This window comes from Pandoraea commovens, assembly GCF_902459615.1.
Classification (GTDB): Bacteria; Pseudomonadota; Gammaproteobacteria; order Burkholderiales; family Burkholderiaceae; genus Pandoraea; species Pandoraea commovens.
In genome coordinates this window covers 102,306-114,561 of sequence record NZ_CABPSA010000003.1, presented here as the reverse complement: position 1 = coordinate 114,561, position 12,256 = coordinate 102,306, and the positions used below count along the sequence as shown (strand labels likewise).

Genomic DNA, 12,256 nt, shown 5'->3' with positions numbered 1-12,256 from the left:
CCCACAAGCTTCTTGAAAATAAGGATAACGAAATGAAACGAATTCTCTCTCGCTGGCGCCGCGTGGCCGTCATGCTGCGCCTGGCGTCGTCGGTCGTCGCGTATGGTGTGCTGCCTTCGCCAGCACACGCGCTGGAATTGTCGCGGGCGTCAGCAGCGGGAGCACCTTCCGTGGCAGCCCCCGTCCACCTGACCGAGCGCGCCGACTGGGGCAAGTTCTTTGCGGCGGAAAACGTGAAGGGCACGGTCGTTGTGCTCGACGGCAAGACACAGACGTATCAGGCATACGATTCGGCGCGCGCCGAGCGGCGTATGTCACCGGCGTCGACATACAAGATATTCAACAGTCTGCTGGCGCTGGAATCGGGCGCGCTGGACAACGAGCGCGAGACGATTCCGTGGGACGGCAAACCACGCCGGATGAAGGCGTGGAATGCGGAGTTGAATCTGCGCGACGCGTTTCGTGTGTCTTGCTACCCGTGCTACCAAGTCGTTTCGCACAAGATTCCGCGCGCGTATGCGCAGGCGAAGCTCGACGCCGTCGGGTACGGTAACCGGACCATCGGTCGCGTGAACGACACCTATTGGGTGGATGACAGTTTGCAGATCTCGGCGCGCGAGCAGGTCGATTTTCTGCAACGTCTGGCGCGTGGCACGTTGCCGTTCTCGGCCCGTTCGCAGGACATCGTCCGGCAGATTTCCATCGTCGAAGCGAACATGGACTATGTTCTGCACGGCAAGACGGGCTGGTTTGTCGACAAGAAGCCGGATATCGGCTGGTGGGTGGGCTGGCTCGAGCGTGACGGCAATCTGACGATGATTGCGCTGAACATCGATATGAACGGTGACGCCGACGGACCGAAGCGCGCGCGTATCGTGCGTGAGGTGCTGAAGAACCTGAAGTTGATCTGAGTCTGGCGCCGTGCGACGCGAACGTCGAATGACGTCGTGTCGCACGCGTTGCGGGTGATTTACCGACGCGCTTTACAGAGCGCGCCCGTGTTTGAGCGCCGCGGCGATTTCCGCGACGTGACGGCCTTGCGTCCTTGCAATCGTCAACTCGTTCTCGCTCGGCTGACGTGAGCCGTCGGCGGCAGCGAGTGTCGTGGCACCGTAGGGCGAGCCGCCGGTGATCTCTTTCATGTTGGTGAGCGCAGGCTCGGTGTACGGCACGCCGACGATGATCATGCCGTGGTGGAGCAGCGTGGTGTGGAAGCTGGTGATGGTCGTTTCCTGCCCGCCGTGCTGTGTCGCGGTGCTTGCGAACACGCTGCCGACTTTACCGGCAAGCGCACCTTTGGCCCAGAGGCCGCCGGTCTGATCGAGGAAGTTGCGCATCTGCGCGGTCATGTTACCGAAGCGCGTCGGCGTGCCGAAGATGATCGCGTCGTATTCGGGCAACTGGTCGACGCGCGCGACGGGCACGCTGGCGAAGGCGGCGCGTGCGGCCTTTGCGCCACTTTTTTCCAGCACGTCGTCGGGGACGAGTTCAGGGACCTGCATCACAGTGACGTCGGCGCTGGCGACGCTGCGCGCGCCTTCGGCGACCGCTTCGGCCATCTTGTAGATGTGTCCGTACATGCTATAGAACACCACCAGGATCTTGGCGTTGGCCATGGAATTCTCCTTTGGGGTCGAAAGATGCCGGCGTCGCGGACCGTCGGCCGCGCGAGGCGAGCCGTTCCATCATAGTCGACGCGGATGACGCTTTAGCGCAGGCGGGGCATGCCTTAGCGAAAGTGTGACCCGCCTCAGCGCAAGTGCGACCCGCCTCAGCGCAAGCGCGACCCGATAAGGCAGCCCAGCGTCAGCGCTGCCATGAGCACCGTCACACTCGCCGAGACGCCGCCAGCCAGCGCGAGTCCCGTGGCCGCAAGTCCATGTGCCATCACCGCGGCGGGCACGAGCAGCATGGCGCTGACGACACACCAGCGCATGACGTAGCGCCACATGAAGCGACTCACGATCTGCATACGCGCGTCGAGTTGATGCCGCTGCCAGAAAGACAGATCGGCTGCCGCGTGGAAGAGCCACAGCGGGCTGAAGTATTTGATGAACAAGTCCATGACGCCGTACCGGAAACACAATGCCCGCAGGGCGCGGGCATGTCGTCGAGGCACGATGGCGGGGCAGACGCCCGATGGCACAGTCACGCACTTGGGGGGAGTCGACGCACCGGCATTGTAGCAGGCGCTCACTTACTTTGATGTGTCGAGATCCATCCCGATCAGGTGGTTTTTTGCTGAATTTCGCTCAACGGTGCGCAAAATTCCGGTATCCGTTGGCTATTCCCATCATGTCAGGGAGGGTCGCCCGACGCGTCACTTACGGGGCGTGCCTGACGCAAGCGAGTGCGGCGTATTGGCCGTGATCTGCTGGATCAGTTCCCAGACGGATTGTGCGGCGGGGGAGAGCGTCCGGTTCTTGCGGCGCACCAGCATGATGGTCCGGTCGATCTGCGGCGTGAGCGGCAGGGCCACGAGGCGGCTGTCCGCTTCCGCGCCGTTCACCGCCAGTCCGGGCATGGCGGGCAGCGCCAGCGCAGGCATGATGCTGATGCCGATACCCGCTTCGACCATCCGGAAGACGGTGATCGCGTGCCCGACTTCCTGTGCTACCTGACAGTACGCGCCGTGCTCGGCCAATGCGCGGTCGATCAGCGGTCGGCTACCGGACGCGTAGTCGAGCAACACCAGCTTCTCGCCGTTAAGCTCCTTCCACGTCACCTCTGCCTGCTTCGCAAAGCGATGTGAGCGGTCGCACACCACGAGGAACGGCTCGACCATGATGGGTTCGCCCACCAGATCGTCCGTGCCTTCCGAGGCGACGATCACGCCAAAATCCACTTCACCGTGCCGCACACTGTCCGTCGCGAGCGTCTGAACCTGATCGCGCAGCATCAGCGTGATGTCGGGATAGCGGGCGGCGCACGCCGAGATGCACTCGGGCATGAGATTCGCGGAAATGGTCGGCGCGCTGGCCACGCGCACGCGGCCGCGACGCTCTTCCGCCAACCCGTGCGTGTCGCGCAGGGCGCTCTCCAGTTCGTCGAGCACCCGGGCGAGGGTGGCGGAGAGGCTAGCGCCCACTTCGGTCAGCGTGACCTCCCGCGTGGTGCGGTCCACCAGCTTGAGCCCGAGTTCTTGCTCCAATTCCCGGATGCAGCGGCTCACGGCGGGCTGAGTCAGGCCGATATCCTCGCCCGCGCGGCTGAAACTGCCGTGCTCGGCCACTGCGAGGAATACTTTGAGCTGGCGCAGCGAGATATTCATGCGTCTTTGGTATGAATAAAATTTTTAAATGAATTTGTATTTTAACTACCCTTGCGCTCTAATACGTAAAAACCCGTAGCGCGAGCGCACACTTCCAGTCACTTTTTGACGCCTGGGCCTCCCAGGATCGACAGTCGACCATCGCTGATGGCCCCTCAATGCCATCGCGTCCCGTGTTCTGGCGGAACGGGCTTTGTCATTTCAGACGTATCCGAGAGAGTATTCAAGAGCAACGATGGCCAGACCGCGTTTCCTTCCCGACAATTTCACGTTGATGCTGGTGGCTACCGTAGCGCTGGCCAGTTTCCTGCCTGCGCACGGCGAGGGCGAAGTCGCCTTCAACCTGCTGACCAACGTGGCGATTGCCGCATTGTTCTTCCTGCACGGCGCGAAGCTGTCGCGCGAAGCGGTGCTCGCCGGTGCGACCCACTGGCGTTTGCATCTGCTGGTGTTCGCCAGCACGTTCGCTATCTTCCCGATCGTTGGCGTGGCGCTCAAGCCGGTGCTGTCGTGGATGGTCACCCCCGAGCTGTATCTGGGCATCCTCTTCCTGTGCACGCTGCCCGCCACCGTCCAGTCGGCCATCGCCTTCACGTCGATGGCGCGCGGTAATGTGCCCGCCGCGGTGTGCAGCGCATCGGCGTCCAGCTTGTTCGGCATCTTCATTACGCCGCTGCTGGTCGGCCTGGTCGTGATCCATCACGATGGCAACAGCGGCGCGTCGCCGTTCGACTCCATCGGCAACATCATGTTGCAACTGCTCGTGCCGTTCATTGCCGGGCAGTTGTCGCGCAAGGCCATTGGTAAATGGGTGGAGCGCAACCGTGGGCTGCTCAAAATCGTGGATCAGGGCTCGATTCTGCTGGTTGTCTATACCGCGTTCAGCGAAGCCGTGAACACGGGGCTGTGGCATCAGATTCCTCCGCTGGCGCTGCTGGGCCTGCTGGGCTGCTGTGCAGTCATTCTGGCGATCATGCTCGCAATCACGACGTATTCGGCACGCTGGCTCGGATTTTCGCGCGAAGACGAGATCACCATCGTCTTCTGCGGCTCGAAAAAGAGCCTCGCGAGCGGCATTCCGATGGCCAAGGTACTGTTTGCGACCGGCCCGCTCGGCGCGATTGTCCTGCCGCTCATGCTGTTCCATCAGATGCAACTGATGGTGTGCGCCGTGCTGGCGACACGTTATGCCAATCGTCAACGCGCCGCTCAGGCTGCGAAGGCCGTGGCCGGTAAGGCCGCGCCTGGTGCCAAGCAGGGCAAGGCGGAGAGCAGCAGCGCCAATGCGGGCGCGGGCCGCTGAACGCCCAAGGCGCCCAAACCGCCCGTCCTTCGACGCATTCGCCAGCGCGTAACCTGACGCGTTGTCCGATAGACACGGCCCGTCAAGGGCCGTTGTCACACGTTGGTCGTGCGCAAGTGCTAGAATTGCGTCTGTTTCGCTTCTTGACGACCACCCCGGTCCGGCGGCGCCCGACGCATCTGTTACATGACAGACCCCTCTCGCGCCAGCCTTGAGCATGGCGCGCAGCGCCCCTTGAATCTTCGCGAGTGAGCTTTGATGCGGAAACCCTTCCGCGTGGCGGCCCCCGTTTTTTTAAAAGAGATGTCCCTTCATCATGGCTGATGTAAATGCTGTTCCGACCCCCGGCTTCGATAGCTTTGGGCTGCATGCGGACATCTTGCGGGCCATCGCCGAGCAGGGCTACACCCAACCGACCCCGATTCAGGCACAGGCCATTCCGGTCGTGCTGTCCGGTCGCGACGTCATGGGTGCCGCACAAACGGGGACCGGCAAGACCGCCAGCTTCTCGCTGCCGATCATCCAGCGTCTGCTGCCCGATGCCAACACGAGCGCATCGCCCGCCCGTCACCCGGTGCGTGCGCTGATCCTCACGCCGACGCGCGAACTCGCCGATCAGGTGGCCGACAACGTGCGTTCGTACGCCTGTCACACGGCATTGCGTAACACCGTGGTGTTTGGCGGCGTCGACATGAATCCGCAGAAGGACGCGCTGCGCCGCGGCGTCGAAATTCTCATCGCCACGCCGGGCCGTCTGCTCGATCACGTCGAACAGAAAACGGTGAACCTGAGCCAGGTGAAGATGCTGGTGCTCGACGAAGCCGACCGCATGCTCGACATGGGCTTCTTGCCGGATCTCCAGCGCATTCTGAATTTGCTGCCGAAGCAGCGCCAGACGCTGCTCTTCTCGGCCACGTTCTCGAACGACATCAAGCGGCTCGCATCGAGCTACCTCACGAACCCGGTCACGATCGAAGTGGCGCGTCGCAATGCGACGGCCGATACGGTCGAGCAAGTCGTCTACGAAGTGGATGAAGACGACAAGCGCGCGGCTGTGGTCCAAATTCTTAACGAGCGCGATCTGAAGCAGGTCATCGTGTTCGTGAACAGCAAGATCGGCGCGAGTCGTCTGGCGCGTCAGCTTGAGCGCGACGGCATCGTGACGGCCGCCATTCACGGCGACAAGTCGCAGAACGAGCGCATGCAGGCGCTCGAAGCCTTCAAGCAGGGCGGGATTCGCGCGCTTGTGGCGACCGACGTCGCGGCACGCGGTCTGGACATCTCGGATCTGCCGGGCGTGATCAACTACGACCTCCCGTACAACCCGGAAGACTACGTGCACCGCATCGGCCGTACGGGGCGTGCTGGCGCGTCGGGAGAAGCGCTCTCGTTGTGCGCACCGGACGAGCGCAAGCAACTCGTGGAAATCGAGAAGCTGATCAAGCGCGAACTCAAGCGTGGCGAGCTGGTGATGGAGCGCCGCAGCCGTTCGCGTGACGACCGTGGCGATCGCTACGAGCGCAGCGACCGCGGTGAGCGTGCGGAACGTGGCGAGCGTGGTGATCGCGGGGAGCGCCACAGCCGTCACGATGGCCTGCGCGCTGGCCGTAGCGGTGGCAGCACGCCGCGTCGCGTGCGTCCGGAAGATGAATTCTTCTACAAGCCGTACGAGCCGTCGCCGTCGGCCGGTGAGTCGCAGCGCGACCATCGTGCATCGCATGACGCTGCTGCACCGACGACCTTCGGCGCGCCGTCGGAGAAGGCCCCTAAGCGTCAGGTCGCTGCACTGCTCGCGGGCTTCCCGCGCAAGGCACAGGACCGCTAATCCAAGGCCAGGCGCCGGGTGCGGTAGTTTCAGGCACCTTGCCGTCGTAAAAAAGCCAGCGTACACACGCTGGCTTTTTTCATTGGACGGCGATATCCGGACCGGGCAGGACAGTGGGCCGACGATGTCAGCGTGCGTGTTGCGCCTGCCACGCGCGCGTGGCCGCCGCGTAGAAGTCGGCGCGATGGGAGATGTCGGCGAGTACCGCTGGCAGCCCGAGGTGCGAGGCTGCGTCCTTGAGGGAGGCGAGGACCGCGTCGGGTGTATCGAGCGACAGCGGTGCGGCACCGTTCTGCTTGCTCAGCTTCTCGCCGTCGTCGGCCATGACGAGCGGCACGTGCAGATAGCGAGGCGTCGGTGCGCCGAGGCAGGCTTGCAGGTAGATCTGACGTGCGGTCGAGTCGAGCAAGTCGGCCCCGCGCACGACGTCCGTGATGCCCTGCAATTGATCGTCGACGACGACCGCCAACTGGTAGGCCCACTGTCCATCGGCGCGCTTGAGCACGAAATCCCCGACTTCCGTCGCCAGATCCTGCGTCTGCGATCCCATCCAGCGGTCTTCGAAGTGCATGCATGCGGCGTCGCCATCCGGCACCCGAAGGCGCCATGCGCGGGCCGTCTTCCCTTGCAGACCGTCGCGGCAGGTGCCCGGGTAAGCCAGTGTGCTGTGACGCGCATGCACGCGCGTGAGCGAGTCCGCGATTTCGCGACGGGTACATCCGCACGGATAGACGAATCCGCGTGCCGTAAGGGCCGCGAGCGCCTGCTCGTAAAGCGCATGACGACGGCTTTGCCAGACGATCGGTTCGTCCGAATGCAGGCCGAGACGCGTCAGCGTATCTAGAATGTTGTCAGCCGCACCGGGCACGCTGCGCGGTTCGTCGAGATCTTCCATGCGGACGATCCAGACGCCGCCGTGCGCGCGGGCGTCGAGCCAACTGGCCAGTGCCGTGACGAGTGAGCCGCGATGCAGCGGCCCGGTCGGGGAGGGGGCGAAGCGTCCGCGGTAGCCGCCGACGTCTGCACGGGCCGCCGACGTCGGGTCGTCGGTGGCCGGGGCGGCGGATGAGGTGGCGTCGTGCGCCGAAGCCTGCGCCACCCGGGGTCTCAGGCCGACGTTGCCGTGACGGCCGCAGCGGTATCCGCAGCGATGGCACCTGCCTTGTCACCCACGCACGCCGGGCACTGCTCGCCCTCGATGTAATCGGGGCTGCGCTGGTCCTCGGCCGTCACCACGGCGCGGCAGGCGAAGCACTGCTTGGTCGTTGACGGGGCGAGGTCTGGCGTGAGTGCCGTGCGGTAGTCGAACACGAAGCAGTCGCCCTGATAATGCGCGCCGCCCACATCTTCGAAGTACTTGAGAATCCCGCCGTCGAGCTGATATGTGTGCTCAAGCCCGATGTCGCGCATGTAGATGGCGGCCTTCTCGCAGCGAATGCCACCAGTGCAGAACGACACGATGGTCTTGCCCTCGAAGTCTGCGCGATGTGCGGCGATGACGTCAGGGAATTCCGAGAATTTCGTGAGACGGTAGTCGACGGCGTTGTCGAACGTGCCCACGTCCACTTCGAAGTCGTTACGCGTGTCGAGCATCACCACCGGGCGGCCTTCGTCGTCCTGTCCGGCGTCGAGCCAGCGCTTGAGCGTGGCGGGATCGACACCCGGCGCACGTCCGTCTGCCGGTTTGATGACCGGCATCTTCATGGTGATGATTTCTTTCTTCTGGCGCACTAGCATCCGGCGGAACGGCTGATCGTCCGACAGGCTTTCCTTCACTTCCAGATCGGCAAACCGGGCGTCGGCGCGCAGGCCTGCGAGGAAGGCATCGATCGACTCGCGTGAACCGGCGAGGAACAGGTTGATGCCTTCCGGCGCAAGCAGGATGGTGCCTTTCAGGTCGAGCGCGTTGCAGCGCTCAAGCACGGCCGGGCGCAGGGTCGCGATGTCGTCGAGCGTGACGAACTTGTACGCAGCGATGTTGACGATAGACATGGCAACGAAATTCCGCAAAAGCGTGAAGCAATAAACCGCCATTATCGCCGATTCGGTGCAAGTTCGCGCTTGATTCAGGACAAAGCCGGGCAAATGAGGTGTGACGCAGGCTTCGCACGCGGGTGGCCGCGAGACAGCCCGGGCGCGCGGCGAAATCCGGCGACGCCGCGTTACAATACGGCCCATGTCAGAACCTCGCTTCGTCCACCTCCGTCTCCACTCCGAATACTCGATCGCCGATGGCATCGTGCGGCTCGACGACGTCGTCAAGGCCGCCGCCAAGGATGGTCAGGGCGCGCTCGCGCTCACCGACCTCGCGAACATGTTCGGAGCCATCCGTTTCTACAAGGAAGCCCGTGGCAAGGGCGTCAAGCCGATCATCGGTTGCGACGCCTGGATCACGAATCCGGCCGACCGTGACAAGCCCTCGCGTCTGTTGCTGCTCGCGCGCGACCGGGAAGGCTATCTGAACCTGTGCCAGTTGCTGTCCAAGGCCTGGCTCGGCAACCAGTACCGGGGACGCGCGGAGATCGAGCCGTCGTGGCTTCAGCCCGACGGCCTCGCCCGTGGCCTGCTGGCGCTCTCCGGCGCGCAGATGGGCGACGTGGGCGCAGCGTTGGCCGCAGGCAACCCCGATCTGGCGTTGCAATGTGCGAAACACTGGGAGAGTGTTTTCCCGGGTGCGTTCTACATCGAACTGCAACGCACTGGTCAGCAGGGCATGGAGACGTACGTCCAACAGGCGGTGCAACTGGCGGCGAAGGCCGGGCTCCCGGTCGTCGCCACGCATCCCATTCAGTTCATGACCTCCGACGATTTCACGGCGCACGAGGCGCGCGTGTGTATCTCGGAAGGCGAGATGCTGGGCAATGCCCGCCGGGTGCGTCGTTTCACGCAGGATCAGAGTTTCCGCACGCAAGACGACATGCTGGCCGCGTTCGAGGACGTGCCGTCCGCGCTGGCCAACACCGTCGAGATCGCCAAGCGCTGCAACCTGACGCTCGAACTCGGCAAGCCGAAGCTGCCGTTGTTTCCCACGCCGGACGGCATGTCGCTCGACGACTATCTCGTCCAGTTGTCCAAGGAAGGCCTGGAGACGCGTCTCGCGCAGCTGTTCCCGGACGAAGCAGAGCGCGACAAGCAGCGGCCCGAGTATTACAAGCGGCTCGATTTCGAGACCGGCACCATCATCAAGATGGGCTTCCCGGGTTACTTCCTGATCGTGGCCGACTTCATCCAGTGGGCGAAGAACAACGGCGTGCCGGTGGGCCCGGGCCGGGGTTCCGGTGCCGGTTCGCTCGTCGCCTATGCGCTGGGCATTACCGACCTCGACCCGCTCAAGTACAACCTGCTGTTCGAGCGCTTCCTGAACCCGGAACGTGTGTCGATGCCCGACTTCGACATCGACTTCTGTCAGGACGGCCGCGACCGCGTCATTCAGTACGTGAAGGAAAAGTACGGCGCGGACGCCGTCTCGCAGATCGCCACCTTCGGCTCGATGGCCGCCAAGGCAGCGGTGCGCGACGTGGGCCGCGTGCTCGATCTCGGCTACAACTTCGTAGACGGTATCTCAAAGCTGATCCCGTTCAAGCCGGGCAAGCACGTCACCATCGACGACGCGCTCAAGGAAGAACCCCAACTCGCCGAACGCTTCCAGACGGAAGACGAGGTCAAGCAGCTGATCGAGCTGGCGCAGCGGGTGGAAGGGCTCACGCGTAACGTCGGCATGCACGCGGGCGGTGTGCTGATCGCCCCGGGCAAGCTCACCGATTTCTGCCCGCTCTACACGCAGGGCAGCGGCGAAGACGCCAGCGGTGTGGTGAGTCAGTACGACAAGGACGACGTGGAAGCCGTCGGTCTGGTGAAGTTCGACTTCTTGGGGCTGACCACGCTCACGATCCTGAACTGGGCCGAGCGCTACATCAAGCGCCTGCATCCGGAGATGGCGGACTGGTCGCTCGAACAGGTCTCGCTCACGGACCCGGCCGCGTTCAGCATTCTCAAGAAGGCCAACACGGTCGCCGTGTTCCAGCTGGAAAGTCGCGGCATGCAGGGCATGTTGAAGGACGCTCAGCCTGACCGCTTCGAGGACATCATCGCGCTGGTGGCGTTGTATCGTCCGGGTCCGATGGACCTGATTCCGAGCTTCTGCGCGCGTAAGCACGGTCGCGAGAAGACGGAATATCCGGATCCGCGCGTGGAGCCGGTGCTTCAGGAGACCTACGGCATCATGGTCTACCAGGAGCAGGTGATGCAGATGGCGCAGATCATCGGCGGATACTCGCTCGGTGGCGCCGACTTGCTGCGCCGCGCGATGGGTAAGAAGAAGGCCGAGGAAATGGCCGAGCACCGCGAGATTTTCGCCAAGGGTGCCGCCGAGAATGGCCTGACGCGCGAAAAGTCGGACGAAATCTTCGACTTGATGGAGAAGTTCGCGGGCTACGGCTTCAACAAGTCGCACGCCGCCGCTTATGCGCTGCTCGCCTACTACACCGCGTGGCTGAAGGCCCACCATCCCGCCGAATTCATGGCCGCCAACATGAGCTTGGCCATGGACGACACGGACAAGGTCAAGATTCTCTACGAAGATTGCCTTGCCACGGCCAACGGCTTGGGCGTGCTGCCGCCGGACGTCAACGTCTCGGCGTATCGTTTTGAACCGGCGGACTCGAAGACCGTGCGTTACGGTCTGGGCGCCATCAAAGGCAGCGGTCAGTCGGCCATCGAGGAAATTCTGCGCGCCCGTGAGGGCAAGCCGTTCACCGACCTGTTCGACTTCTGCGCGCGGATCGACCGTCGCGTGGTGAACCGTCGCACGATTGAAGCGCTGATTCGCGCGGGCGCGTTCGATTCGATCCACGACAACCGGGCGCAGTTGATGGCGTCGGTGCCGATGGCGATGGAAGCGGCCGAGCAGGCGAGTGCTGCCGCCAATCAGGTCAGCTTGTTCGATCTGGGCGACGAAAGCCTGCAAGCACCGCTGGAACTGGCCGACGAACCGGCGTGGACCGACAAGCGCAAGCTGCAGGAGGAGAAGCAGGCGCTCGGCTTCTACCTGTCGGGTCACATGTTCGACTCGTATTCGGACGAAGTGCGACGCTTCGTGCGCACGCGTATTCGCGATCTGTCCGAAGGGCGTGATCGTCTCGTTGCTGGCGTGATCTCCAGCATGCGCACCATGATGACGCAGCGCGGCAAGATGCTGATCGTGCAGCTCGACGACGGTACGGCCACGCTCGAAGTCACGATCTTCAACGAGCAGTTCGAGGCAAACAAGCACCTGTTCAAGGAAGACGAACTGCTGATCGTGCACGGCAATGCGCGACCGGACAGCTTTACGGGCGGCCTGCGTTTCACCGTCGAAAGCCTCATGGACCTCGGCCGCGCGCGTGCGCGCTTCGCCCGGGCGCTCAAGCTGTCGTTTAACGGCAACGCCGACTGGACGCGTCTTCGCGCCACGTTGCAGCCGCACTGCACGATGTACCGCGTGGCCGCCACGGCGGGCGCGGGCGGTGGTGGTGGCTTCAATGGCGGCGGTGGGTTTAACGGTGGTGGAGGTGGTGGCGGCGGCGGAGGCTTCGGCCGACGTAACGGTAATGGCAACGGCGATGGCGACGCGGATAAGCAAAACGGCCTGCCGGTGCATATCGTCTATCGCCGCACGGACGCCGAGTGCGAGTCGCGTCTCGGCGACGAGTGGAAGGTGCAGCCCGGCGACGAATTGCTGGGCGAGCTTCGTCAGTGGCTCACCACCGACTCGGTACAAGTCGTCTATTGATGCATCGGTTCGCGCAAGGCAGCGCCGGTTGGCTGCCTTTCGCTAACCGGCGCGTTGGCGTAGCGACGCATTGCCCCATTGCGCCCA

The 12,256-nt window shown here is 63.6% G+C and carries 9 protein-coding genes; 4 read left to right on the top strand and 5 right to left on the bottom strand.

Annotated elements, in window-relative coordinates; translation table 11 throughout:
• Positions 1 to 32: 32 nt before the first annotated feature.
• On the top strand, positions 33 to 911 hold the full coding sequence (locus PCO31010_RS10910) for an OXA-62 family carbapenem-hydrolyzing class D beta-lactamase OXA-1149 (RefSeq protein ID WP_150664304.1): 879 nt from the start codon (positions 33 to 35) through the stop codon (positions 909 to 911).
• 72 nt (positions 912 to 983) lie between these two features.
• Here PCO31010_RS10910 and wrbA read toward each other — a convergent pair whose 3' ends face one another.
• The 3 genes from wrbA to PCO31010_RS10895 all read right to left on the bottom strand — a co-directional run bounded on the left by wrbA (position 984) and on the right by PCO31010_RS10895 (position 3,271).
• Positions 984 to 1,616: an NAD(P)H:quinone oxidoreductase gene (gene wrbA, locus PCO31010_RS10905; RefSeq protein WP_039400726.1), complete on the bottom strand. Its 633-nt coding sequence runs from the start codon at positions 1,614 to 1,616 to the stop codon at positions 984 to 986.
• 155 nt (positions 1,617 to 1,771) lie between these two features.
• Positions 1,772 to 2,065, bottom strand: coding sequence for a hypothetical protein (locus PCO31010_RS10900; RefSeq protein ID WP_150664303.1), 294 nt, complete (start codon positions 2,063 to 2,065; stop codon positions 1,772 to 1,774).
• A 255-nt stretch (positions 2,066 to 2,320) separates the two neighbouring features.
• Entirely contained in the window at positions 2,321 to 3,271 is a 951-nt protein-coding gene (locus PCO31010_RS10895) for a LysR family transcriptional regulator (protein ID WP_150664302.1), read from the bottom strand.
• 235 nt (positions 3,272 to 3,506) lie between these two features.
• Between PCO31010_RS10895 and PCO31010_RS10890 the strand changes: the two genes are divergently transcribed.
• Both PCO31010_RS10890 and PCO31010_RS10885 read left to right on the top strand, forming a co-directional pair.
• Positions 3,507 to 4,574: a bile acid:sodium symporter family protein gene (locus PCO31010_RS10890; RefSeq protein ID WP_150664301.1), complete on the top strand. Its 1,068-nt coding sequence runs from the start codon at positions 3,507 to 3,509 to the stop codon at positions 4,572 to 4,574.
• Between the two features lie 316 nt (positions 4,575 to 4,890).
• Positions 4,891 to 6,399: a DEAD/DEAH box helicase gene (locus tag PCO31010_RS10885; RefSeq protein ID WP_150664300.1), complete on the top strand. Its 1,509-nt coding sequence runs from the start codon at positions 4,891 to 4,893 to the stop codon at positions 6,397 to 6,399.
• A gap of 127 nt (positions 6,400 to 6,526) precedes the next feature.
• Here PCO31010_RS10885 and gluQRS read toward each other — a convergent pair whose 3' ends face one another.
• On the bottom strand, positions 6,527 to 7,498 hold the full coding sequence (gene gluQRS / locus PCO31010_RS10880; RefSeq protein WP_150664299.1) for a tRNA glutamyl-Q(34) synthetase GluQRS: 972 nt from the start codon (positions 7,496 to 7,498) through the stop codon (positions 6,527 to 6,529).
• An 8-nt stretch (positions 7,499 to 7,506) separates the two neighbouring features.
• Positions 7,507 to 8,391, bottom strand: coding sequence for a sulfurtransferase (locus tag PCO31010_RS10875; protein ID WP_150664298.1), 885 nt, complete (start codon positions 8,389 to 8,391; stop codon positions 7,507 to 7,509).
• 175 nt (positions 8,392 to 8,566) lie between these two features.
• On the opposite strand from PCO31010_RS10875, the gene dnaE reads away from it, so the two are divergent.
• On the top strand, positions 8,567 to 12,169 hold the full coding sequence (gene dnaE / locus PCO31010_RS10870) for a DNA polymerase III subunit alpha (RefSeq protein ID WP_150664574.1): 3,603 nt from the start codon (positions 8,567 to 8,569) through the stop codon (positions 12,167 to 12,169).
• The last annotated feature ends 87 nt before the right edge of the window (positions 12,170 to 12,256 follow it).